Source organism: Microbacterium sp. TPU 3598, from assembly GCF_002356155.1.
Classification (GTDB): Bacteria; Actinomycetota; Actinomycetes; order Actinomycetales; family Microbacteriaceae; genus Microbacterium; species Microbacterium maritypicum_A.
Map to the genome: position 1 here is coordinate 1,148,368 of NZ_AP017975.1, position 24,153 is coordinate 1,172,520.

At 70.1% G+C, this 24,153-nt stretch carries 21 protein-coding genes and 1 pseudogene; 8 read left to right on the forward strand and 14 right to left on the reverse strand.

Features of this window, described 5'->3' with window-relative positions:
* Window positions 1-27 precede the first annotated feature (27 nt).
* Window positions 28-1,677 (reverse strand): thiamine pyrophosphate-binding protein, encoded by a 1,650-nt coding sequence (locus MST3598_RS05375; RefSeq protein ID WP_029260498.1) that lies wholly within the window; start codon window positions 1,675-1,677, stop codon window positions 28-30.
* A gap of 163 nt (window positions 1,678-1,840) precedes the next feature.
* Here MST3598_RS05375 and MST3598_RS05380 point away from each other — a divergent pair, with 163 nt between their 5' ends.
* Window positions 1,841-2,350 (forward strand): phosphoribosyltransferase, encoded by a 510-nt coding sequence (locus MST3598_RS05380; RefSeq protein WP_021198813.1) that lies wholly within the window; start codon window positions 1,841-1,843, stop codon window positions 2,348-2,350.
* 16 nt (window positions 2,351-2,366) lie between these two features.
* Here MST3598_RS05380 and MST3598_RS05385 read toward each other — a convergent pair.
* The 8 genes and pseudogenes from MST3598_RS05385 to MST3598_RS05420 all read right to left on the reverse strand — a co-directional run bounded on the left by MST3598_RS05385 (window position 2,367) and on the right by MST3598_RS05420 (window position 9,044).
* Window positions 2,367-3,889 (reverse strand): annotated as a pseudogene (locus MST3598_RS05385) (ATP-dependent DNA ligase).
* Between the two features lie 72 nt (window positions 3,890-3,961).
* Window positions 3,962-4,732, reverse strand: coding sequence for an enoyl-CoA hydratase/isomerase family protein (locus MST3598_RS05390; RefSeq protein ID WP_029260500.1), 771 nt, complete (start codon window positions 4,730-4,732; stop codon window positions 3,962-3,964).
* 13 nt (window positions 4,733-4,745) lie between these two features.
* Complete coding sequence (paaE, locus tag MST3598_RS05395) at window positions 4,746-5,909, reverse strand: 1,2-phenylacetyl-CoA epoxidase subunit PaaE (RefSeq protein ID WP_021198810.1); 1,164 nt, start codon at window positions 5,907-5,909, stop codon at window positions 4,746-4,748.
* A gap of 1 nt (window position 5,910) precedes the next feature.
* A complete protein-coding gene (gene paaD / locus MST3598_RS05400; RefSeq protein WP_029260501.1) occupies window positions 5,911-6,405 on the reverse strand; it encodes a 1,2-phenylacetyl-CoA epoxidase subunit PaaD in 495 nt (164 codons plus the stop codon).
* Window positions 6,399-7,262 (reverse strand): 1,2-phenylacetyl-CoA epoxidase subunit PaaC, encoded by an 864-nt coding sequence (gene paaC, locus MST3598_RS05405; RefSeq protein ID WP_029260502.1) that lies wholly within the window; start codon window positions 7,260-7,262, stop codon window positions 6,399-6,401. Before paaC ends, paaD begins: the two co-directional genes overlap by 7 nt.
* Complete coding sequence (gene paaB, locus MST3598_RS05410; RefSeq protein ID WP_017828375.1) at window positions 7,259-7,564, reverse strand: 1,2-phenylacetyl-CoA epoxidase subunit PaaB; 306 nt, start codon at window positions 7,562-7,564, stop codon at window positions 7,259-7,261. Before paaB ends, paaC begins: the two co-directional genes overlap by 4 nt.
* Window positions 7,564-8,538 carry a 1,2-phenylacetyl-CoA epoxidase subunit PaaA gene (paaA, locus tag MST3598_RS05415; RefSeq protein ID WP_029260503.1) on the reverse strand — a complete coding sequence of 325 codons (975 nt, stop codon included), beginning with the start codon at window positions 8,536-8,538 and terminating at the stop codon, window positions 7,564-7,566. The genes paaB and paaA overlap by 1 nt, the downstream gene beginning before the upstream one ends.
* 86 nt (window positions 8,539-8,624) lie before the next feature.
* Entirely contained in the window at window positions 8,625-9,044 is a 420-nt protein-coding gene (locus tag MST3598_RS05420; RefSeq protein ID WP_021198806.1) for a hypothetical protein, read from the reverse strand.
* A gap of 93 nt (window positions 9,045-9,137) precedes the next feature.
* On the opposite strand from MST3598_RS05420, the gene MST3598_RS05425 reads away from it, so the two are divergent.
* Window positions 9,138-11,258 carry a RecQ family ATP-dependent DNA helicase gene (locus tag MST3598_RS05425; RefSeq protein WP_029260504.1) on the forward strand — a complete coding sequence of 707 codons (2,121 nt, stop codon included), beginning with the start codon at window positions 9,138-9,140 and terminating at the stop codon, window positions 11,256-11,258.
* 122 nt (window positions 11,259-11,380) lie between these two features.
* On the opposite strand, the gene MST3598_RS05430 is transcribed toward MST3598_RS05425, so the two are convergent.
* Window positions 11,381-12,148: an IclR family transcriptional regulator gene (locus MST3598_RS05430; RefSeq protein WP_029260505.1), complete on the reverse strand. Its 768-nt coding sequence runs from the start codon at window positions 12,146-12,148 to the stop codon at window positions 11,381-11,383.
* Between the two features lie 160 nt (window positions 12,149-12,308).
* Between MST3598_RS05430 and dhaK the strand changes: the two genes are divergently transcribed.
* From dhaK to MST3598_RS05460, 6 genes are all read left to right on the forward strand, one after another.
* Window positions 12,309-13,301 (forward strand): dihydroxyacetone kinase subunit DhaK, encoded by a 993-nt coding sequence (gene dhaK / locus MST3598_RS05435; protein WP_029260506.1) that lies wholly within the window; start codon window positions 12,309-12,311, stop codon window positions 13,299-13,301.
* Window positions 13,301-13,942, forward strand: a complete 642-nt coding sequence (gene dhaL, locus MST3598_RS05440; protein ID WP_029260507.1) for a dihydroxyacetone kinase subunit DhaL — start codon at window positions 13,301-13,303, stop codon at window positions 13,940-13,942. The genes dhaK and dhaL overlap by 1 nt, the downstream gene beginning before the upstream one ends.
* Window positions 13,942-16,449: a phosphoenolpyruvate--protein phosphotransferase gene (ptsP, locus tag MST3598_RS05445; protein ID WP_081860196.1), complete on the forward strand. Its 2,508-nt coding sequence runs from the start codon at window positions 13,942-13,944 to the stop codon at window positions 16,447-16,449. Before dhaL ends, ptsP begins: the two co-directional genes overlap by 1 nt.
* 114 nt (window positions 16,450-16,563) lie before the next feature.
* Window positions 16,564-16,992 (forward strand): hydroxyphenylacetyl-CoA thioesterase PaaI, encoded by a 429-nt coding sequence (paaI, locus tag MST3598_RS05450; RefSeq protein WP_029260509.1) that lies wholly within the window; start codon window positions 16,564-16,566, stop codon window positions 16,990-16,992.
* A gap of 21 nt (window positions 16,993-17,013) precedes the next feature.
* Window positions 17,014-18,339, forward strand: a complete 1,326-nt coding sequence (paaK, locus tag MST3598_RS05455; protein ID WP_029260510.1) for a phenylacetate--CoA ligase PaaK — start codon at window positions 17,014-17,016, stop codon at window positions 18,337-18,339.
* 76 nt (window positions 18,340-18,415) lie between these two features.
* Complete coding sequence (locus tag MST3598_RS05460; protein ID WP_021198797.1) at window positions 18,416-19,057, forward strand: TetR/AcrR family transcriptional regulator; 642 nt, start codon at window positions 18,416-18,418, stop codon at window positions 19,055-19,057.
* 31 nt (window positions 19,058-19,088) lie between these two features.
* On the opposite strand, the gene paaZ is transcribed toward MST3598_RS05460, so the two are convergent.
* The 4 genes from paaZ to MST3598_RS05480 are packed head-to-tail and all read right to left on the reverse strand — an operon-like array spanning window position 19,089 to window position 24,038.
* Entirely contained in the window at window positions 19,089-21,170 is a 2,082-nt protein-coding gene (gene paaZ, locus MST3598_RS05465) for a phenylacetic acid degradation bifunctional protein PaaZ (RefSeq protein WP_029260511.1), read from the reverse strand.
* Window positions 21,171-21,211: 41 nt separating this feature from the next.
* On the reverse strand, window positions 21,212-22,081 hold the full coding sequence (locus MST3598_RS05470; protein WP_029260512.1) for a 3-hydroxyacyl-CoA dehydrogenase family protein: 870 nt from the start codon (window positions 22,079-22,081) through the stop codon (window positions 21,212-21,214).
* Entirely contained in the window at window positions 22,078-22,833 is a 756-nt protein-coding gene (locus tag MST3598_RS05475; RefSeq protein ID WP_029260513.1) for an enoyl-CoA hydratase/isomerase family protein, read from the reverse strand. The genes MST3598_RS05470 and MST3598_RS05475 overlap by 4 nt, the downstream gene beginning before the upstream one ends.
* Window positions 22,833-24,038 (reverse strand): acetyl-CoA C-acyltransferase, encoded by a 1,206-nt coding sequence (locus MST3598_RS05480; protein ID WP_029260514.1) that lies wholly within the window; start codon window positions 24,036-24,038, stop codon window positions 22,833-22,835. The genes MST3598_RS05475 and MST3598_RS05480 overlap by 1 nt, the downstream gene beginning before the upstream one ends.
* Window positions 24,039-24,153: the final 115 nt, after the last annotated feature.

Sequence of the window (24,153 nt, forward strand, 5' to 3'; positions counted from 1 at the left end):
ACCGATCCCGGAGCAAATGCGCCGAGGTCAGGAGTTCACGCGGATGATCTCCTGCTGGTAGGGCGCGATCACGTCGCCGGAGATGCGCAGATCGAGGAGCAGGAAGGGGCGCGTCGCCGGGTCCTCTTCCGCCCAGCTCGCGAGGCGTTCGAGGTCGGAAAGCGCGCGCACCACCACGCCCTCAGCGCCGACCGCAGCGCCGAATGCCGCGAAGTCGACCTCGGGAATGCGCATCGGGCCCTCCGCCAGCCCCTTGAGACCGTAGAGGTTCACCTCGGCACCGTAGGCGGCGTCGTTCCAGACCACGGCCATGCCGCGGCCGCCGGCAGCACGCACCGCGGATTCCAGATCCGCGATCGCCATGAGCCCACCGCCGTCGCCCGATGTCAGCACCACGGTCGATTCCCGTCGTGCCAACGCCGCACCGACCACGCTCGGCCAGCCCTGCCCGATCGACTGGAACGCGGTGCCGACCATCATCATGCGGTCGGGAGCGGCGACCGGCCAGTACATGTTCGCCCACCCGATGAAGTGCCCGCCGTCGGACACCACGACGCGGTCTTCCGGGAGCAGCTCGGCGATGCGGCGGGCGGCGGAGCGCGGGTCGAGGCGTCCGTCCGGCGCGAGCTCGTCGCCGGCATCGTACGTGCGCGCGGACGCGACATCGACCGTCTCGCGCCACGGGCTCGCCGATCCGGCCGACCCGATCCTGGCGGCGAGGTCCTCCGCGGCCAGACGGGCGTCGGCACGCACGAAGCCTCCGACGTGCGCGTGTGTCGCAGCCGGTGCGATGTCGATCTGGAAGACGCGCGTGCCCGGAGCGAACAGTTCGCCGAACCGCATCGTGAACTGGTTCAGCGCGGCACCGAACACGACGACGACGTCGGCGGAGCGCACGAGCTCCATCGCGCCATCGGCACCGAAGCCGCCGGTCACACCGAGGTCGTAGCGCGTGTCGGGGAACACCCCGCGGCCGAGAGCCGACGATGCGGTGAGGGCGCCCGTCACGGCCGCAAGTTCTCCCAGCGCGGCGCTCGCTCCGGACAGCCACGCGCCGCGACCGGCGAGCAGGAACGGCCGCTCGGCACCTGCCAGCGCGGCGGCGATCTCGTCGAGCATCGCGTCGGCGAACTCCCCGCGCGGGGGGAGCGGAGCGGGGATGCGCGGAGACGGCGCCTCCGGGACCTCGCCCGCCTCGAGCGCCGCGACGTCGTACGGGATCGCGAGGACGACGGGCACCCGGTAGGTGAGGGCGTGCTCGATCGCGATGACGGTGGTGGCGGCGGCGTCCGCACGCCCCACGGTATAGGTGCGGGCACCCACGGCAGAGGCGAGAGCGATCTGGTCGACGTCCCAGGGGCGGGGACCGGATGTGGGTTCGTCTCCGACGACGAGGACGAGCGGCACGTGCGCCTGCACGGCTTCTGCGAGCGCGGTCAGGGTGTTCGTGAAACCGGCGCCGTACGTCGACGTGCCGGCGGCGATCCGACCCGACGCCCGGAAATGGGCGTCGGCCGCGACCACGGCGCCCTGTTCATGGCGGACAGCGGTGAACACGGCATCCGTCTGCGTCTCGATCGCATCGAGGAAGTAGGCGTTGCCGTTGCCCATCACCCCGAACACGGCGTCGATGTGCTGGGCGAGAGTGAGGGCGACGTGCGCGGACACGGTGGGCATGCGAAAGCCTTTCGAGACAGGGACGGAGGTAGTGCGGAATCCGTATGTGTCTCGCCTCTGCGTCTTCGCGGAGTGCTTCGTGCCTCTTTTTCAGGCACCGGCCGGGCCGGACCCGCTCAGTCTACCGGCGGGAGACCTTTGCGGAATGCGGGAGAATGCAGGAATGACTGATGCAGAGATCGAGCGCGAGACACTCACCTGGGACGGCTTCGGAGCGGCGACGCGCGATCTGGCACGGAACATCCTCGACAGCGGCTTCATGCCCGAGGTCGTCGTGGCCATCGCGCGCGGCGGACTCCTCCCGGCAGGCGCGATCGCCTACGGTCTCGGCGCCAAGAACTGCGGAGCGATCAACGTCGAGTTCTATACCGGCATCGGCACCGTGCTCGACGCACCGGAGGTGCTGCCTCCCGAGCTCGACATGGCGTACCTGGACGGACGCCGCGTGCTGCTCGTCGACGATGTCGCGGATTCGGGTCGCACGCTCGCCCTGGCCGTGCAGCTGCTGAAGGACAAGGGGGCCGACGTGCGGTCGGTCACGATCTACACCAAGCCGTCGACGATCATCCAGCCCGACTTCGCCTGGAAGGACACCGACCTCTGGATCGACTTCCCGTGGTCGTTCCGTGGAACCGTCCGCGAAGAGGATCAGGGGCTCGCGCCCTCCGCCTGAGCCTGCTGCGCGGGGGTCACGCGTGCAGCAGCGAACGCAGCGTCTGGATCGTGTCGGCCTCGACTGCGGTTTTGTCGGTGCGGTATCCCTTCACGCGAGCGAATCGCAGCGCGATGCCTCCCGGGTATCGCGGTGAGCGCTGCACGCCGTCGATCGCGATCTCCACGACGAGCTCGGGGCGCAGGAACACGGTCGACGCGGTGCGGTGCGACTCGTGCTCGGGAACTCCGCGGTCTGCCACCTCAGCAGTTCATCGGTGAGCCCCTTGAACGTCTTGCCGACCATGACGAACCCGCCGGGCTCGCCGAACTCGCCCTCCGGGTCGCGGGCCCCCAGGTGCAGGTTCGAGAGCCAGCCGCGACGGCGGCCGGAACCCCACTCCGCGCCGAGGACCACCAGATCGAAGGTCAGCACGGGCTTGACCTTGACCCACGACTTGCCTCGGCGACCGGCCGCGTAGGGCGCGTCGATCGCCTTGACCACGACACCTTCGTGGCCCGCAGCGAGGGCCTCGCGCGAGAGACGTTCGGCGGCTTCGGCATCGTCTGTCACTATGCCGGGCATCCGCCAGTCGCCGGCCACGCGTTCCAGTTCGGCCAGCCGCACGGACAGCGGCTCGTCGATCAGGTCGCGTCCATCCACGTGCAGCACATCGAAGAACCATGGCCGCAGCACCAGCTCCCGCGAGACCTCGGCGCCGAACCGTGACATGGTCTCCTGGAACGGGCGCGGCCCGCCGTCCTCGTCGAGCGAGAGCGTCTCCCCGTCGAGGATGACATCCGTGACGGGGAGCGCGCGCACGATCTCGACGAGCTCCGGCACCCGGTGGGTGACGTCGGCGAGGCTCCGCGTGTAGACGCCGACCTCGTCGCCATGACGGTGCACCTGGATGCGGGCGCCATCGAGCTTGTACTCGACCGACGCCTCGCCGGTGATCTCGAGCGCGGCGGAGGGAGTCGGCGCGGTGGCCGCCAGCATCGGGAGGACCGGGCGACCGACCTGTAGCCCGACCGCGTCGAGGTCGCCCACGTCTCCCGTGAGCGCGATGCGGGCGGTCTCGCCGAGGTCGCCGGAGAGCATGGCTGCGCGCCGGACGGTCGCCGGCGCTCGATCGGAGGCCCGGGCGATCGCGTCGAGCAGCACCCCGGACAGAGCGCCGGTGCGCAGCTCGCCGAGCATCGCCCGGACGAGGAAGTCCCATTCGGGGGCCGTGGCGCGGGAGGCGAGTTCGCCGAGGATGCTGCTCCGGGCGGAGGTGGAGCCGGAACCGGACGTCGCCGCCAGCGAGTCCAGGGCCCGGTCGACGTCGAGCACGGACAACGTCGGACTCTCGGTGTGCGTGATGTCGAGGGCGGCGATGCCTCGCCACCCGACCCCGAGCTTGCCCTGGCGGGGAGCCGCGAGGAGAAGACCCATGACCGCGGCGATCTCGCTCGGTTCTGCCTGCGTGAGCAGGTCGGCGAGGGCCTCGATCTTGGCGAGCCGGGACGACGTGGCTCCGACACGGTCGGTGGTGGAGACGAGCTCTGCGAGCAGCATGTGGGCATTCTCGCACCGGGGTACGACACTCGGGTGGCAGGGGGCTCCCACCTGGTGCGCTGACGGGCCCGCTCAGCGCCCGCGGAACTCGGGCTTCCGCTTCTCCTGGAAGGCCGCGAAGCCCTCGAGGTAGTCGTCGGTGTCGCACAGCGCGGCCTGGGCGGCGTTCTCGATGCCGACCGCATCCCACAGCGCGAGCCGCTCGTCGCGGATGCGGGCGATGAGCTCCTTGCTCGCCAGGAACGCCGCCGTGGCGCCGCGCGCCGCCGTCGCTGCAGCATCCGTCGTCGCCTGCACGACCTCGTCATCCGGGAACACGCGCGAGAACAGGCCCGATGCCACGGCCTCCGCGCCACTCATGAGGCGGCCCGTGTAGATCAGGTCGAGTGTCTTGTGCGCCCCGAGCCGATCGAGGAACAGGGCATGGCCGCCGGAGTCGAGTGTCGCGCCGAGTGCCGCGAACGGGGAGCCGATCTTCGCAGACTCGGCTACGTACACGACATCGGTCGCGATCAGGAGGCCGAGGCCGACCCCGAGGCACGCTCCGTGCGCGACGGCGAACGTCGGCGCGGGAAACCGGGACATCCTCTGCAGCAACGGCGTCACGAGGCCGCCGAGGTAGCCGAGCACATCGTCATCCCGCGGGTCGACGCCGGAGATATCCCGCCCAGCGCAGAACCCGCGTCCTTCGCCACGGAGCACGAGGGCCCGCACGCCCGCCGTCGCCGCCTCGATATACGCGGTGTCGAGTTCCGCCAGCGCCTGTTCATCGAGGGCGTTCCGCTTCGACGGCGCGTTCAGCACGATCGTGGCGACGTCGTCGGCGATGGTGAGGTCGATCATGGGCACTCCGGGGTCAGACGTCGTAGTCGACGACCACGCGGTCGCTGGTCGGGTGGGACTGGCAGGTGAGCACGAATCCGCGTTCGAGCTCGTCGGGCTCGAGCGCGTAGTTCTCGGTCATGGTCACGCTGCCCTCGATCACGCGCGCGCGGCACGTGCCGCAGACGCCGCCCGCGCAGGCGAACGGAGCGTCGGGCCGCACGCGCAGCGCCGCGTTGAGCACCGACTCGTGTGCATCCACCGGGCTCTCCACGGTCGAGGAGACACCGTCGAGCGTGACCTCGATGCGCACGGTCTTCTCGCCGGCGCGCACCTGCACCGGCCGGGCCGCACGTGCCGGTTCATCACCGGTCGTGAACAGCTCGAAGCGGATGTGCGAGCGATCGACCCCGACATCGGCCAGCACCTCGCGACAGAGGTCGACCAGCGCGAGAGGTCCGCACAGGAACCATTCATCGACGGTCGCGGGCGGGATGAGGGTGCCGAGGATCGTGCGGAGCTTCTCCTCGTCGATGCGTCCGGACAGCACAGGAGCCGCCCGCTGCTCTCGGGACAGCACGTGGTGGAGCACGAGCCTCGTCGGGAAGCGGTCCTTGAGGTCGGCCAGATCTTCCAGGAACATCACGTCGAGCGTCGCGCGGTTCGTGTAGAGCAGGGTGAACCGCGACGTGTCCGACCGGTTCAGCACCGTGTGCGCGAGTGCCATCAGCGGCGTGATGCCGGAGCCGGCGGCGATCCCCACCACATGGCGGTCGTCGAGGTCGTCGAGCGCCGAGGTGAAGGTGCCCTGCGGGCTCATGACGTCGATCTCGAAGCCGGCGTGCAGGCCTGTCTGCGCCCACGTGGAGAAGAGTCCGCCCTCGTCGCGCTTAACGGCGACGCTCAGCCGGGTGTCCTGTCCGTCGTCGCGATGCTCCGGTGCGCGGCACAGCGAGTAGGAGCGCCGCACCTCGACGCCGTCGAGGGTGGTGCGCAGGGCGACGTACTGACCGGGAAGGTGGTCGTATTCGTCGGCGAGCGCGGCCGGGACCGTGAACGTCACTTCCACGGCATCCTCGGTGAGCGGACGCACGTCTTCGACGACGAGGGTGTGGAAACGGGCGCGCTTCCGGGGGGAGGTCGCGCGTGCGGCGGTCGTCCGCGGCGAGGGCGCGGGCGCCGAGGTGAAGAGCGACATGTCAGTGCACCTTGAAGTGGTCGAAGGGCTCGAGGCAGGCGCGGCACTCGAAGAGCGCCTTGCACGAGGTCGAGCCGAAGTGGGAGACCTCGCGGGTGTCGAGCGACCCGCATCGCGGGCAGCGCACGCTCAGCGCCAGGCGGATCGGCCCGGTCGAGACGGCGGCGCGGCCGGAGGGCGGCGCGATGCCGTACTCCGCGAGCTTCGTCTTGCCGGCTTCCGTCATCCAGTCCGTCGTCCAGGCGGGCGAGAGGACCAGCCGCACATCGACCCGGTCGAAGCCGGCGGCGGTGAGGGCGAGGATCACATCGTCTCGGATCGTGTCCATCGCGGGGCAGCCGCTGTACGTCGGCGTGATGTCGACGTGCACCCGGGTGCCGTCGACCTCGACCGCACGGAGCACGCCGAGGTCCTCGATCGTGAGGACGGGGACCTCGGGGTCGGGAACGGAAGCGGCGATCCGCCAGGCGGCCTGCGTCGGAGTGAGAGTCACCATGTCGCCCCCGGATGCCGTCGCGCGAGCACCTGCATCTCGGCGAGGATGTGGCCGAGGGGGGTCGCGTGCGCGCCGCGACGCCCGCCCGCCGACGACGACATGACGTCGGGAACCGTCAGCTCCGCCTCGGTGAAGACGGTCGCGACCACGCCGTCGAACCCGGGACGCAGGTGCGACGGGGACACGGCCGCATCGCCGAGTCGCTCGATCAGCTCATCGTCGCGGAACAGCTCGTCGACGTACGGCCAGACATCACCGATCGCCCGGATGATGCGGGTGCGGGACTCCTCGGTGCCGCCCGCGAGGCGCAGCATCCACTGCACGGCGTGATCGCGGTGGTAGTCGACCTCCTTGAGCGATTTCTCGGCGATCGCGGCGAAGGTCTCGTCGCTGCTGCCGCGCAACGCCGTGTAGAGCTCGAACATGTAGGTCGCCACGACGAACTGTCGGGCGATCGTCTGGGCGAAGTCGCCGTTGGGCTGCTGCACGATCCACGCGCAACGGAACTCGGGCTCGTCGCGGAAGAAGGCGAGGTCGTCTTCGCTGCGGCCGTCGTACGACCCCGCGTAGTGCAGGAATGAGCGCGCGTGGCCGAGCAGGTCGAGGGCGATGTTGCCCAGGGCCACGTCCTCCTCCAGCTCCGGGGCCCGCGAGATCCAGGCGCCCAGCTGCTGGGAGAGGATGAGGGCGTCGTCTCCGAGGCGCAGTGCGTACTCGGCGATGTCGGCGGACGTGGCCACCGCGCCGGTGCCGGAGAGTTCCTGCGAGAGGTGGAGTTCGTCGACCGAGACGTCGCCGTGGATGTCGCCGTGGACGTCGACGTCCTCGGGCGCGGTGGTCGGGTGCGGTGTGCTCACAGGTGCGGCACTCCCTCGGAGGCCGTGTAGTACACGGCGTGGCGGTAGTTCTTGCCCGCGGGGCTCTCGAAGTATGCGCCCTTGGCGTCGGGATCGCTCGTGGTGATCGCGTCGGCGGGCGCCACCCAGATCGACACGCCCTCGCCGCGGCGGGTGTAGAGGTCGCGCGCGTTGCGGATCGCCATCTCGGCGTCGGGCGCGTGCAGCGAGCCGACGTGCACGTGGCTGAGCCCGCGATTGGCGCGCACGAACACCTCCCACAGCGGCCAGGGTTCGCGCTCATCCGCGCCCGGTGTCGCCATCACGCCACCGCCTTCGTCTCGAGGGACTGCTTGCGGGCATACTCCGCGGCGGCCTCGCGCACCCAGGCGCCCTCTTCGTGGGCCGTGCGTCGGCGCTCGAGTCGCTCGGCGTTGCACGGCCCGTTGCCGCGCACCACCTCGAAGAACTCGTCCCAGTCGATCTCGCCAATCACATACTGGCCGGTCTGCTCGTCGAAGCGCAGATCGGGGTCGGGCAACGTCACCCCGAGGATCTCCGCCTGGGGCACGAGCATGCCGACGAACCGCTGGCGCAGCTCGTCGTTCGAGAACCGCTTGATCTTCCACTTCATCGACTGCGCCGAGTTCGGGGACTGGTCGTCGGGCGGCCCGAACATCGCCAGGCTCGGCCAGTACCAGCGGTTCACGGCATCCTGTGCCATCTCGCGCTGCTCCGCGCTGCCCTGCATCAGCGTGAGCAGGATCTCGAAGCCCTGCCGCTGGTGGAACGACTCCTCCTTGCACACGCGCACCATGGCGCGGCCGTACGGACCGTAGGAGGCCCGGCACAGTGGCACCTGATTGCAGATCGCGGCACCGTCGACGAGCCAGCCGATCGCGCCCATGTCCGCCCAGGTCGGGGTGGGGTAGTTGAAGATCGACGAGTACTTCGCCTTGCCGCTGATGAGCTGATCCATCATCTCGTCGCGCGTGGTGCCCAGGGTCTGCGCCGCGGAGTAGAGGTAGAGACCGTGGCCGGCCTCGTCCTGCACCTTCGCCATCAGGATCGCTTTGCGCTTGAGGCTCGGCGCGCGTGTGATCCAGTTGCCCTCGGGTTGCATACCGATGATCTCGGAGTGTGCGTGCTGGGAGATCTGCCGCACCAGCGTCTTGCGGTAGGCATCGGGCATCCAGTCGCGGGGCTCGATGCGCTGCTCGTTCGCGATGAGCTCGTCGAAGAGACGCTCCTCATCGGAGAGCTCGCCCAACAGGGACAGGTCTGCGGGACTGGTCATCGTCGACTCCTCGGCCTCCGGCCAACTTTACTGACCGATCGTTAGGTAATTCTGACACAGAGCACGGCCGGTTTCAAGGCACCTGCTCAGTGCGAGCGCGAGATCAGCTCGAGGAGCGCCCGGCCGTAGGCCTCCGAGGGATCGGGGTGCTCGAAGGCGATCACATGGCCACCGATCTCGACGTCGACGCGAAAGGCGTCTTCGAGGCGCACCAGCGCGCGGAAGGTGCCCCGGAGCAGGTCGCGCAGCTGATCCTCCCGCGGCAGCCACACCGCATCCGCGAGGGTCACCGCGTCGAGCGCCCATTCCGTGGTGCCGTTGAACGCCAGATCGGTGCCGCTCGGCGTCTGGCGGGCCTCGATCGTCATCTCGCTGACCGTGAAGACCTCGGCCTCCGCTTCGAGCTCGACCTCGTCCGGCAGGTCGAGCTGGAAGCGGTCGCCCTCGGCGGGATGCCAGACGAGTCCGGAGTCTCGCAGGGCGACGGCGAGCTCGCGTGTGATCATCTCCTCACGCTAGACGACCGGACTCGCCGACGGCTCGGCGAACCTGTGGATGACGGCGTCGTCGTGTCGGCGGCGTGGGGCAGAGTGGGGGGCATGACAGCCGCAGCTCCCGCCGACACCCGCGAGGTCGCACGCGCGGCGCTGCGCGAACTCGTCGGCCGCGCCGACGCCGACTTCCATGACGGGCAGTACGAGGCGATCGAGGCGCTGGTCGAGGGGCGTCGGCGCGCGCTCGTGGTGCAGCGCACCGGCTGGGGAAAGTCCGCGGTGTACTTCGTCGCCACCCTGCTGCTGCGTCGACAGGGGGCGGGGCCGACCGTGCTGGTGTCGCCGCTGCTCGCGCTCATGCGCGACCAGATCGCCGCGGCCGAACGTGCGGGGGTGAGGGCGGTCGCGATCAACTCCACCAACGCGCACGAATGGTCCGAGGTGCTCGGGCAGCTCGACCGCGATGAGGTCGATGTGCTGCTGGTCTCGCCGGAGAGGCTGAACAACCCCGCGTTCCGCGAGCAGCAGCTGCCGGCGCTGGTGCGTCGCATCGGCATGCTCGTCGTCGACGAGGCGCACTGCATCAGCGATTGGGGACACGACTTCCGTCCCGACTACCGGCGGCTGCGCGACCTGATCGCGCAGATGCCCGCCGACGTGCCGGTGCTGGCGACCACCGCGACGGCGAACAGCCGGGTCGTGGCAGACGTCGCCGAGCAGCTCGGCAGTCTCCAGAGCGGTGACCGCGACGCCGAGCCGGTGCTCACCATCCGCGGCCCGCTCGCCCGCACCTCATTGCGTCTGGGGGTGCTCCGCCTGCGCGATTCGGCGAGTCGTCTCGCGTGGCTGCTCAGCCACATCGACGATCTTCCCGGATCCGGCATCATCTACACGCTGACCGTCGCGGCCGCCGTCGACACCGCCCGGCTGCTGCGAGACCACGGACACGACGTGCGGGCCTACACCGGACAGACCGACACCGATGAACGCGCCGAGTCCGAGGGGATGCTCAAGCGCAACGAGGTGAAGGCGCTCGTCGCCACGAGTGCGCTCGGCATGGGCTTCGACAAGCCCGATCTGGGATTCGTGCTCCACCTCGGTGCGCCCTCGTCGCCGGTGGCCTACTACCAGCAGGTCGGCCGTGCCGGTCGCGCGAGTGAGAGCGCCGACGTGCTGCTGCTCCCCGGCGTCGAGGATCGCGATATCTGGCATTACTTCGCGACGGCGTCGATGCCCGACAAGGAGCGGGCGGAGCGGGTGATCGGTGCGCTCGGCGATGCTCCGATCTCGACGCCGGCGCTCGAAGCGATGGTCGACATCCGCCGCACGCCGCTCGAGCTGCTGCTGAAGGTCCTCGACGTCGACGGCGCGGTGCGGCGCGTGCAGGGCGGCTGGGTCGCGACCGGCGAGCCGTGGACCTACGACGCCGAGCGCTACGAGCGCATCGCCGCCGAGCGTCTCGCCGAGCAGCAGCACATGATCGAATACGAGCAGACCGACGGCTGCCGTATGGAGTTCCTGCAGCGTGCCCTCGACGACGACACGGCCGCGCCCTGCGGAAGGTGCGACAACTGCGCGGGCGGATGGTTCCCTCGTGAGATCGGAGAATCCGCGAGCTCGCAGGCCGCGGAGTCGCTCGACCGTGTCGGTGTGCCGATCGAGTCTCGTCGTGCCTGGCCGACCGGAGCCGATCGGCTCGAGGTGCCGGTCAAGGGGCGCATCCCCGCCGACGAGCAGGCTGCCGAGGGGCGAGCACTGGCGCGCCTCACCGACCTGGGCTGGGGAGGGGCGCTGCGCGAGATCTTCGCCGCGGGCGCGCCCGACGCCGCGGTGACACCGCAGCTGCTCCAGGCCTGCGTCCGCGTGCTCGCCGGATGGGGCTGGGAGGAGCGCCCGGTGGCTGTCGTCGCCATGCCCTCGCGTTCGCACCCGCTCCTGGTCGACTCGCTCGCCCGCGGGCTCGCCGACGTCGGCCGTCTGCCCTCCCTCGGCGCGCTCGAACCCGTCGGTGGCGGGCCCTCCGGTGGGCCGGGCGGGAACAGCGTCTTCCGTCTCGCCGGACTCTGGGACCGCTTCAGCGCGCAGCACCTCGACGTGCCGTCGGGGCCGGTGCTGCTCGTGGACGATCTTGTCGACAGTCGATGGACGATGACGGTCGCGGCCCGGGCGCTCCGTCAGGCCGGGGCGACCGCGGTCCTGCCGTTCGCCCTCGCGCTTCGCGGCTGAGTGGATTCGCGGCTGAGTGGATTCGCGGCTGAGCGGATTCGTGGCTGGGTGGAGGAGGCGTCGGCGAGCGCCGGTCCGTCGGGCGAGTGCTGATCCGCCGCACCGGATCGGACGCGCGGATGTCAGTCGTCGGCGGGCGCCACGCGCGGTGGCCAGGTGGTCGCGCCGAGTTCGCGGGAGACGTTCCGTGCCGTCTCGCGCAGGGCATTGAGGATCGCGTCCGAGGCGGGTGTCTGCGATGTGGGCAGCACCACGGCGACCGCGGCGACGATGTCGTTCGACGCGTCGGCGACGGGGGCGGCGATCGAGGACTCGCCGAGCACCGCCTCGTCGAACTCTCCGGCCGTGCCGCGTTCGGCGATGGCCGGCAGCTCGAGGGTCAGCCGAGCGACGTCGGTGATCGTGTCGCCGGTGAGGCTGCGCAGCGGCTGTTCGAACACGCTCTGCTGGAAACCCAGGTCGTAGGCGAGGAGGACCTTGCCCATCGCCGAGGCATGGGCGGGGATGGCCACCCCGGTCTCGAGCATCTGCTGGCTGTCGTCGGGTCGCAGGTTGTGATGGATGACGAGCACGTCGGTGAAGTGCGGTGCGCCCAGCCGTACCGAGAGGTTGGTGCGGCGCGCGAGTTCCTGCGTCCATCTCATCGCCCTGGCGCGTACGTCGAGGGTGTCGAGGTAGACGTTGCTCAGGCGCAGGAGAGTCGGACCGAGCATGTAGCGCTGGCCGCCCCGCTCCTTCGCGACGAGTCCGTGCGACCGCAGCGACTTCACGATCCCGTGCACGGTCGACGGCGGCAGGCTGAGTGCCGCCGCGAGGTCGGTGATGCCGAGGTGGCGTGCTCCCTGGAGCAGTTCGAGGATCTTCGCCGCGCGGTCGATCGCCTGGATCACGGGGAGGCCTCCTTCCGGTGCGTCGTCGAGCCGGAGCCGATGGAGCCGGGCTTCACGATTGATCTTGACAACCCGGCAGGGTCCGAGCATATTCGACATTAACGAATTGCTTTCGGATTTTTTGCGAAAGAGACCTCGAAGGATCAAAGGAGATCGAATGATGAAGAAGCTCATCAACGCCCCGGAAGACGTTCTCGTCGAATCGTTGAAGGGTGTCGCCCTCGCTCATCCGGAGCTCTCCGTCGACCTCGAGAACCATGTCATCACCCGAGCCACGCCCAAGGCCCAGGGCAAGGTCGCGATCGTCTCCGGTGGCGGCTCCGGCCATGAACCGCTGCACGGCGGGTTCGTCGGCACCGGGATGCTGGATGCGGCGGTCGCCGGCGAGGTCTTCACCTCCCCGACCCCCGATCGCGTGCAGGTGGCCACCCAGGCCGTGGATCGCGGCGCAGGTGTGCTGCACATCGTGAAGAACTACACCGGCGACGTGTTGAACTTCGAGATGGCCGCCGAGCTCGCCGCGATGGACGGGATCGAGGTCGGGAGCATCACCGTGGATGACGACGTCGCCGTGCAGGACTCGCTGTACACCGCCGGTCGCCGCGGGGTGGGCCTCACCGTGCTGCTCGAGAAGATCGTCGGAGCGGGCGCGGAAGAGGGGCGGGATCTCGCCGCCGTCGTCGAGCTGGCCAAGAAGGTCAATGGACAGGGGCGCTCGATGGGCATGGCTCTCACCAGTTGCACCGTGCCCGCCGCAGGCAAGCCCACGTTCGACCTTCCGGACGATCAGATGGAGATCGGCATCGGCATCCACGGCGAGCCCGGGCGTCACCGCGAACCCCTCGCTCCGGCATCCGAGATCGCCCGGCAGCTGGTCGAGCCGATCCTCGCCGATCTCGACGCCGCAGGACCCGCGATCGTGATGCTCAACGGCATGGGGGCTACGCCGCTCATCGAGCTCTACCTCATGTACGGCGAGGTCGCGGCGATCCTCGAGAAGTCGGGCGTGCAGATCGCCAGGAACCTCGTCGGCAACTACATCACGTCGCTCGACATGGCCGGGTGCTCGGTCACCCTGCTCAAGGCGGACGATGAGCTGCTTCGGTTGTGGGATGCCCCGGTGAACACCCCCGGTCTGCGGTGGGGCGTCTGATGGGCGCGGTCGACACCGTCGTGCTCGCCGACTGGGTCTCCCGGTTCGGTGCCGCCGTCACCGAGAAGCGCGACTGGCTCACCGAACTCGACTCGGCCATCGGCGACGCCGACCACGGAGCCAACATGGCTCGCGGTATGAGTGCCGTCGGCGAGAAGCTCTCCGCGGGCGCTCCCGGAAAGGTCGACGAACTGCTCAAGACCGTCGGCATGACCCTGGTGAGTTCCGTCGGCGGGGCCAGCGGACCCCTCTACGGCACCTTCTTCCTGCGGACGGGAATGGCGGCCGGGCCGGTGTCCGAACTCGACGGCCCCGCTCTTGCGGCTGCGTTGCGGGCAGGACTCGACGGCATCGTCGCACGCGGTAAGGCGGAAGCGGGGGACAAGACCATGTTCGACGCGATGGCGCCGGCGGTGGACGCGATGGACGCGGCACTCGCCGCGGGATCCTCCGTCGCCGAGGCGACCAGGGCCGCCGCGGACGCCGCGGCAGCCGGACGCGATGCCACGCTGCCGCTGGTGGCCCGCAAGGGCAGAGCGAGTTACCTCGGGGAGCGCAGCGCGGGGCACCTCGACCCGGGGGCGGCCTCCACGGCGATCCTCTTCGACACGCTCGCCGCAGCGGTCGCGGGCACGGCCTGATGATCGGCATCGTCGCCGTCTCCCACAGCGCACGGCTCGGGGAGGCGGCACTGGAGCTTGCCCTGCAGATGGTGCACGACGGCGGAGTGCGCGTGCAGGTCGCGGCCGGAGCGGGAGTCGACGCCGAGGGGGCACCGATCCTCGGCACCGATGCCGTCGCGGTGGCAGCGGCCATCGATGAGCTCGCGGCGGAGTGCGAGGGCGTGCTCGTGCTCATGGATCTGGGATCCGCCGTGCTCAGCGCCGAGCTCGCCCTCGAGCTGCGATCGAGTGCGGTGCCGGTGCGGCTCGCCCCGGCACCGTTCGTGGAGGGACTGCTCGCCGCCGTCGTGTCCGCTGCTGCGGGCGGGACGCTGGATCAGGTGGCTGCCGAAGCCACGGCGGCGCTCGGGGTGAAGACCGGCGCGCTCGGCGCCGGGGAAGACCAGATCGCCGACGCACCGGCTGTGCCGCAGGCGGATGGTGACGTGCAGGTGCGTCGGGTGCGCGTCCGCAATCCGCTCGGCGTCCATGCGCGTCCCGCTGCCCTGATCGCCCGGGCCGCCGCCGGGGCCGACGTACGCCTGCGACGGCTTCCCGACGGCCCCGATGCGGCCGCCGCGAGCCTGACGCGCCTGCTCGTGCTCGGCGCGCGCCAGGGCGATGAGCTGGAGCTGACCGCTCGCGGCGATGACGCGACGGAGGCACTGGATCGGCTGGTCGCTCTGTTCGACGACGGGTTCGGCGAGGGGACGGAGCAGGCACCACCCGAGACGGCGGTCGCACCGCCTTCCGGGGTGACCGGAGCCGCAGAGGCATCCGCGGTCGATGCGCCGTCGTCGCGGGAGGGGGAGCCCGCGCGTGCGGTCCCGCCCGGCACGGTACTTCGCGGACGAGGAGTGAGCTCCGGCCGCGTCGCCGCGCCCGTGGTCCACCTCGCGCCCCCGCTTCCCGAGCCCGACCCGACCACGGTCGTCCCCGAGGCCGACCGGGACTCCGAGGTCTCCGCGATCGAGTGGGCGGCCGTCGCCGTGGCCGATCAACTCCGCTCGCGCACCGCGCAGGCGACGGGGGAGACCAGGGCGATCCTCGACGCTTCCCGGCTCCTGGCGTCCGATCCGGAGCTGGTGTCCGAGGCCACGGCGCTCGTGCGATCGAAGGGACGCAGTGCGGCCCGTGCGGTCTGGGAGGCTGCTGTCGTCCATGAGAAGGCGCTCGCCGCGCTGGGAGGACGGATGGCCGAGCGCATCGCCGACATCCGTGATGTGCGCGACCGGATCATCGCCGAGATCCTCCAGGTCGACATGCCGGGCGTGCCCGAGCGCGATGAGCCCTTCGTGCTGGTGGCGACGGATCTCGCCCCCGCCGACACCGCGCTGCTCGCGGGTGGAGGATGCATCGCCCTCGTCACCGCGCAGGGCGGGCCGACCTCGCACACCGCCATCATTGCGCGCTCCCTCGGTCTTCCCGCCGTGGTCGGTCTCGCGGACGCGGAAGCGATCCCGGCCGGAGTCACGGTGCTCGTCGACGGTGACCGGGGAACGGTCGAGGTCGAGCCTGCGCCGTCCCGTGTCGCCGAGGCGCGAGCGTCGGCGACGGTCGTCGAGTTCGACGGGGCAGGCGCGCTCGCCGACGGGCAGCGCGTCCCGCTCCTCGCGAACGTCGGGGGTGCGGCGGACGCGACGAACGCCGCTTCGGCCCAGGCGGAGGGCATCGGCCTCTTCCGCACGGAGTTCTGCTTTCTCGATCGCACGGACGCCCCGAGCGTCGACGAGCAGATCGCCGCCTATCGAGGGGTGCTGGCGGCCTTCCCCGGACGCAAGGTCGTGGTGCGCACCCTCGACGCCGGCAGCGACAAGCCGCTGCCCTTCGCCAACGCGGACCGCGAGGACAACCCGGCGCTCGGGGTCCGCGGTCTGCGGATCGCCAGACGTCGGCCGCAGCTTCTCGACGACCAGCTGCGGGCTCTCGCACGGGCCGCCGCCGAGGAGGAGGCCGTGGTCGAGGTGATGGCGCCGATGGTCGCGACGGTCGATGAGGCCGCGGAATTCGCCGACCGGTGCCGGGCGGCGGGGCTGGGCCGGGTCGGCATCATGATCGAGACCCCGTCGGCGGCTCTGCTCGCGGCCGAACTCTTCGAGGTCGTCGACTTCGTGAGCCTGGGTACCAACGACCTCGCGCAGTACACGATGGCGGCCGACCGACTGCTCAGCGAGTTGGGGGATCTGAACGATCCGTGGCAGCCCGCGGTGCTTCGTCTCATCGCCGCCGTCGGCGAGGCAGGCCGTGCGGTGGGCAAGCCGGTGGGGGTGTGCGGCGAAGCCGGCGGTGACCCGGCACTTGCTCCCGTACTGGTCGGACTGGGCGTGACCTCGCTATCGATGGCTCCACGGTCGCTGGGTCGGGTGGCGGCGAAGCTGAGCGAGCTGTCCTCGGTGGAGTGCGCACGGGCCGCGGCCGCCGCGGTCGGCGCTCCTTCGGCCGATGCGGCACGTGCGGCTGCTGCCGCCGCGCTCGTCGACGGGTGAGCGAACGACGCCATGACCTGCCGACCCGTTGACTAACTGAACGATCGGTCGGTTAGTATGAGCGGATCGGGTGCTGCAGGTGCGCATCCGACCCGCTCGACGAGGAGGTCGACGATGACGAAAGCGACGACGCAGACGCCGGATGCCGTGCGCCCGAATCGAGCCATGATGGAACGTGACCGCGCATCGGCCGCACTGGGGCTCGTCGTCGAACGAGACGATCCGGGCCATGCGGTCGTGTCGATGCGCGTGCGGGATGACATGACGAACGGCTTCCACATCACGCACGGCGGCTTCGTGTTCGCCCTCGCCGACACTGCCTTCGCGATCGCGTGCAACGAGGACGACCGGGTGACGGTCGCGGCGGGTGCGGACATCTCCTTTCTCAAATCGACCGTCTCCGGCCAGACGCTCACCGCGACGGCGGTCCGACGGACGCGCACGGGCCGCTCCGGCATCTATGACGTGAGCGTCGTCGACGAGCAGGGTGATCCCGTCGCCGAGTTCCGCGGACGCTCCCGCACCACCAACCAGACCTTCTGATCCCCACCTCCGGAGCCCCTCGTGTCGACGACGACCGCAACGCCCTCCCGTGTCCGCCCTCCCGCAGCCGACGAGCTCGACGCCGAAGAGCGTATGAGTCGCGAGGAGATCGCGGCTCTCCAGCTCGAACGGCTTCAGCAGACCGTTCGCCATGCGTACGCGAACGTCCCTCTCTACACGCGCAAGTTCGATGATGCGGGTGTGCATCCGGATGACATCCGCACCCTGGATGACGTGCAGCGGCTGCCGTTCACGACCAAGGCGGATCTGCGCGAGACCTATCCGTTCGGGATGTTCGCGGTGCCGATGTCCGACGTCGCCCGCATCCACGCATCCAGCGGCACCACGGGCCGGCCGACGGTCGTCGGCTACACGAGGGGCGATCTCGACCGGTGGGCTTCTCTGGTGGCGCGTTCGCTGCGGGCGAGTGGCATACGCGCCGGCATGAAGGTGCACAACGCCTACGGATACGGACTGTTCACGGGGGGACTCGGCGCGCACGCGGGCATCGAAGCGCTCGGTGCGACCGTCATCCCGATGTCCGGTGGCCAGACGGCCCGTCAGGTGCAGCTGATCCTCGATTTCGAGCCGGATGCGATCCTGTGCACTCCGAGCTATCTGCTCACGATCGCCGACGCGATGGCGGCGCAGGGGGTCGACCCGCGCTCCACGTCGTTGAAGGTCGCTGTCCTGGGCGCCGAGCCGTGGTCGAACGAGATGCGCCACGAGCTCGAACAGCGTCTGGGAATCGACGCTCTGGACATCTACGGACTCAGCGAGGTCATGGGGCCCGGGGTGGGAAATGAATGCCTCGAGACGAAGGACGGCCCGCATCTGTGGGAGGACCACTTCCTGCCGGAGATCATCGACGGCGAGAGCGGGGCGGTGCTGCCGGACGGGGAGCTCGGCGAACTCGTGTTCACCTCGCTGACGAAGGAGGCCTTCCCCGTGATCCGCTATCGCACCCGCGACCTCACCCGTCTGCTGCCGGGGACCGCGCGTGCGGGGATGCGCCGCATGGAGAAGATCACGGGCCGCAACGACGACATGATCATCCTGCGCGGGGTGAACCTGTTCCCCACCCAGATCGAGGAGCTGGTGCTGGGGATCGAACAGCTGACGCCGCACTTCATCCTCGAGCTGTCGAAGGACGGCCGGATGGACACGTTGAAGGTGCGGATCGAACGCCACCCCGACCTGTCCGTCGAGACCTGCCAGAGCGCCGCGGAGGTGCTCGCGCAGCGCATCAAGATCTTCGTCGGGTCGACGGTCGCCGTCCAGCTGGAAGAGCCGGGGATGCTGCCGCGAAGCGAGGGGAAGTACAAGCGGGTGTACGACCTGCGGTGACGACGGACGACACCCGGATCGCCTCGCGGCCGGCGATCCGGCCTGTGCGGCTGATCGAGTGCGAGACTGTGGGGTGATGTCCGAGATGCAGAGCACACGACGCGGCCGCCCCGGCTACGACCAGCAGGGGATCCTCGGCGTCGCCGTCGCCGCCTTCAACGAGCACGGGTACGACGCGACGTCGATCGGCATGCTCGCCGAGCGGCTCGGCCTGTCGAAGTCGGCGATCTATCACCACTTCGGATCGAAGGACGAGATCCTCGACCTCGCGCTCGACGCGGCGCTCAGCGGCCTGGAAGCCGTGGTCGAGAACCCGCTTCCGGAATCGGAGGATGGACCGGAGGCCTCGAACGCGGTGGACCGCCTCGAGCATGTGCTGCGCGGTGCCGTCCGTGTGCTCGTGGAGCAGCTGCCGGCCGTGACGCTGCTGCTGCGCGTACGGGGCAACACCGACGTGGAGCGCAAGGCGCTGATCCGCCGTCGGGCCTTCGACCGTCGGATCACCGCGCTGGTGTCGGAGGCGCAGAGCGAGGGCGCGTTGCGTGCCGACATCGATGCGAGCGTGGTCGCGCGTCTCGTGTTCGGGATGATCAACTCGATCGTCGAGTGGTACCGACCCGGGGGGCGCGAGGGCGCCGACCGTCTCGCCGACGACGTGGTCGCGATCGCCCTCGACGGGCTGCGCACGAACGACGACGCCGGAGTCCCTGCCGTCTGACCGGGATCCGGCGGTCGTTGCGACGCCGCCGTCAGACCTGCGCCTTCTCCTTCGCGACCAGCGTGAGCACATCGTAGGTGGCCACGATGTCGTCGTGCTGGTTCTTCAGCACGGCATCCCAGCGCACCTCCCCGTACTCGTCGGTCTCCCGCGGAGTGATCTGCTTGGCGGTGAGCTCGACGCGGATGTCGTCGCCGGGGGAGACCGGCGTCACGAACCGCAGGTTCTCGAGCCCGGAGTTGGCGAGCACGGGGCCGGGCGCCGGGTCGACGAAGAGCCCCGCAGCCCACGACACCAGCAGATAGCCGTGGGCGACGCGTCCCGGGAAGAACGGGTTCGCTGCGGCCGAGGTCTCATCCATGTGGGCGTAGAACGTGTCGCCGGTGAATGCGGCGAACGTCTCGATGTCCTCGAGGGTGACGGTGCGGGAACCGCTCGCCACCTGGTCGCCCACATGGAGCTCGGCCAGCGACTTGCGGAAGGGATGCACTCCGTCGCTCTGCTCGTACGGGCGTGAGGTCGCTCCCTGATGCCAGACGCCGGTGAGGGCGGTCATCATCTCGGGCGAGCCCTGCACCGCGGTGCGCTGCATGTGGTGCAGCACGGCGCGGATGCCGCCGAGCTCCTCGCCTCCGCCCGCGCGCCCGGGGCCGCCGTGCACGAGGTTCGGGAGCGGGGAACCGTGCCCGGTCGAGCTGCGCGCATCATCGCGATCGAGGAAGAGCACGCGCCCGTTGTACGCGGCCATGCCGGTCGCGAGTGCGACAGCGACCTCGGGGTCGTGCGTGGCCACACTCGTCACGAGCGACCCTCCGCCCCGGGCCACGAGGGCGCTCGCCTCATCGAGGGTGCGGTAGCCGACGATGCTCGACACCGGGCCGAACGCCTCGATCTCGTTGACCGCCGCGCTTTCCGGGTCGGGGAACCGCAGCAGCATCGGCGCCACGAACGCACCGTCGGGGGCCGGCCCTTCGCTGCCGTCGCCGTGCCGGACGGTCGGTGCATCGGTCGTGCCGATCACGAGCTCTCCTCCGCCGGCCTGCAGGCGGCCGACCTGACGCAGCACCTCCTCGCGCTGCGCGATCGAGGCGAGCGGACCCATCGTCACGCCCTCGGCGCGGGGGTCGCCGAGGACGACACGTGTCGAGAGGCGTTCCCGGACTGCGGCGATGACGTCGTCGACGGCAGTCGTCGGCACGATCGCGCGGCGGATCGCCGTGCACTTCTGGCCGGCCTTGGTGGTCATCTCGGCGACGAGCTGCTTGACGTACGCGTCGAACTCGGGCGTGCCGGAGACGGCATCCGTCCCGAGGATCGAGGCGTTGATCGAATCGGTCTCGCTCGTGAAGCGCACACCTCCCGTCTGCACGGAATCGTGAGCGCGCAGCTGCTCGGCCGTCGATGCCGAACCGGTGAAGGCCACGAGGTCGCCCAGCCGCAGCTCGTCGAAGAGATCGGGCACGCTGCCCGAGACGAGCTGCAGCGAGCCGTCGGGAAGGAGCCCCGACTCCACCATCACGCGCACCATGGCTTCGGCGAGGTACCCGGTGGGGGTGGCGGGTTTCACCAGGGTCGGGACGCCGGCGAGGAACGCGGGCGCGAACTTCTCGAGCGATCCCCAGACCGGGAAGTTGAAGGCGTTGATCTGCACGGCGACGCCGCGGAGCCGCGTGTAGATGTGGCGGCCGAGGAAGGAGCCGTCCTTGGACAGGTTCTCCACGCCTCCGTCGACATACACCTTCGCGTTCGGCAGCTCGCGTCGGCCTTTGCTCGAGTACGCGAACAGCACGCCGATCCCGCCGTCGATGTCCACCCAGGAATCCTGCGCCGTGGCACCGGTGCGGCTGGAGAGCTCGTACAGCTCGGCCTTGCGCTCCGTCAGGGCGAGAGCCAGCTGCTTGAGGCGCACGGCACGCTGATGGAAGGTGAGCTCTCCCAGCGAGACCTGGCCCACGGTGCGGGCGTGCTCGAGTGCGGCGCCCAGATCGAGTCCGTCGGTCGAGACACGGGCCACGACCTCACCCGTCGACGCATCCCGGACCTCGGTGGTCTTCGCGTCGGACGACGGCGTCCACCACTCTCCCTGGACGTAGCTGGGGAGGGTCTCGATCATCTCTGTTCCTTTCATGTGGGTTCCTTTCATCAGGGTTCCCTTCATGAGGCGTCCCATTCGTAGAAGCCGCGTCCGCTCTTGCGGCCGAGGTGTCCCTCGGCGACCAGTCGACGCAGCAGGGCGGGAGGTTCGAAGCGCTCGCCCAGATGCGCGGCGAGGTACTCGGCGATGCCGAGCCGCACGTCGAGGCCGACGATGTCGGTGAGCCGGAGCGGGCCGACCGGGTGCTTGTATCCGAGCGTCATCGCGGCGTCGATGTCCTCGGCGGAGGCGACGCCTTCCTCGAGCATGCGGATCGCCTCGAGGCCGACGGCGACGCCGAGTCGGGAGGACGCGAATCCGGGGGCATCTGCCACCACGATCGGGGTCTTGCCCAGCGCCTCCACCCAGCTGCGGGCGGAATCGAGGAGCGGGGGAGCGGTGGTCGCACCCCGCACGATCTCGACGAGCGTGGAGGCCGGCACGGGGTTGAAGAAGTGCATGCCGAGGAAGCGTGAGGGGTGATCGAGCACGGCGGCCAGCTCATCGATCGAGATGGAGGAGGTGTTCGAGGCGATCGCCGCGTCGGGCGTGATCGCCGCCTCGACGCGTCGGAGCGCATCGATCTTGAGGGCGAGGTCTTCCGGCACCGCCTCGACGACGAGCGCGCTCGACGCGAACAGCGCCGGATCCGTGCCCGTGGCGAGACGCTCCCGGTACCGGTCGACGGATTCGCCCGCCGTGCCTCTGGCGATCGAGGAGTCGACGGATTCGAGCACGCGGGCCGATGCCGATCTGGCCGCATCGGGATCGCGTTCGACGACGGTGACGCGGGAGCCTGCCAGCAGGAATGCGTGGGCGATCCCGGCGCCCATGCGTCCGCCGCCGAGCACCCCCACGTGTCGCGGGGCCGGGGAACTGCTCTCGGTCATCGGTCTCTCCGCTCCAGGAAGTCGGTCATCCGCCGGAACTTCTCCGGACTCTCGAAGAGCTCGGCCTGCGCTTCCAGGTCGACGGCGGGGTGGTGGTCGCGCGGCGCGCGGAAGACACGCTTGGTCGCGATGGTGGCTGCCCGGTCGTTGCGGGCGATGCGATCGACGAGGGCATGGGCGGCGGGCAGCAGCTCCGCGGTCTCATGGATCGCCGATACGAGACCGATGCGCAGCGCCTCATCGGCCTTCACGGTGCGACCGGTGAGCAGCAGCTCGATGGCCCTGGCGTCGCCGATGATCTCCTTCAGGCGCCACCCTGCCCCCGCTGCGGCGAGGATGCCCAGCCCGGTCTCGGGGTTGCCGATGGCGAGCGATGGCGTGGCGATGCGGATGTCCGCGGCATAGGCGAGTTCGGCTCCTCCACCGAGGGCGTACCCGTCGATCGCGGCGATGACCGGCATCGGCAGCTCGGCGAGCCGGATGAACGCGTGGGCGTTGATCCCACGAAGCGCATCGGCCGCACGGCGCTCGCGCAGCTCGGCGATGTCGGCGCCCGCGGCGAACACTCCTCCGGCCCCGGTGAGGATCAGCGGGCGCGGCACGGCTTCGAGTTCGGCGCACAGCACGTGGATCGCGTCGATCGTGGCCTGGTCGATCGCGTTGCGCTTGTGCGGTCGGTGGAGCGTCGCCACCACGCGGTCGTCGTGACGCTCGACGACGAGCGGTCCGCTGTCGAGGGGGCCGGCGGCCATCAGACCTTCTCCACGATCACGGCTGCGCCCTGCCCCACGCCGACGCACATGGTGGCGAGTCCGTATCGAGAGCCTTCGCGCTCCATGCGGCCGAGGAGGGTGACGAGCAGACGGGATCCGGAGGAGCCGAGTGGGTGGCCGAGGGCGATGGCTCCGCCGTCGGCATTCACGCGCGCCTCATCGAGGCCGAGGCGTCGGATGCAGGCGATGGACTGGGTGGCGAACGCCTCGTTGAGCTCGATCGAGCCGATGTCGTCGATGGAGAGCCCGGCCCGTCGCAGCGCCTTCTGCGTCGCAGGAACCGGGCCGAGGCCCATGATCTCGGGAGCGAGGCCCGCGCTGGTGCCGGTGACGATGCGGGCGCGCGGGACCAGACCGTAGCGTTCCACGGCCTCCGCACTCGCGACCGTGATGGCGGAGGCGCCGTCGTTGAGGGCGCTGGAGTTGCCGGCGGTGACGACCTGACCGCCGGCCACGACGGGACGCAGGCGCGCAAGCCCCTCGAGGGTCGTCTCCGGACGGGGGCCCTCGTCCACGCGGACCTCCGCACCGGCGCTGACGGCGGCGTCGAGGGGGACGCCGACGATCTCCGCCTCGAAGCGTCGGTCGGCGATCGCCGCGGCGGCGCGCTGCTGCGATCGCAGTGCGAACGCATCCGCTTCTTCGCGGGTGATGCCGTCGACGCGAGCGACCTCCTCTGCGGTCTCCGGCATCGTGAACGTCGCCTTCTCTCGTGCGAGCAGGCGGGGGTTCGGGAATCTCCAGCCGATCGAGGTGTCGAAAGCAGCGCCCGGCTTCGCCCAGGCCTTCTCCGGTTTGGCCTGCACCCAGGGGGCGCGTGTCATCGACTCGACGCCGCCGGCGACGATGAGGTCGGCATCACCGGCGCGGATGGCCTGCGCTGCCATCGTGACGGCCGACATCCCCGAGGCGCACAGCCGGTTGACCGTGATGCCGGGCACGGTGTCGGGGAGGCCCGCGAGCAGGACGGCCATCCGGGCGACGTTGCGGTTGTCTTCCCCGGCCTGGTTGGCCGCACCGAGGATCACCTCGTCGATCTCCGCCTGCAGGGGGTCGATCCCCGCGCGCCGCACCGCTTCGCGCACGACGATCGATGCGAGGTCGTCGGGGCGCACGGAGGCGAGGGCGCCGCCGTAGCGTCCGACCGGGGTGCGTACGCCTCCGACGAGATATGCCTCGGTCATGCGGAACTCCTGACTTCGTTGTCTCGACGGCGACCGTCGTCCGGCTGATCGGTCTGTCCGGACGATCGGCCCGAATTACTGACCGATCGTCCGGTAATTATGGCACAGGCGCGGT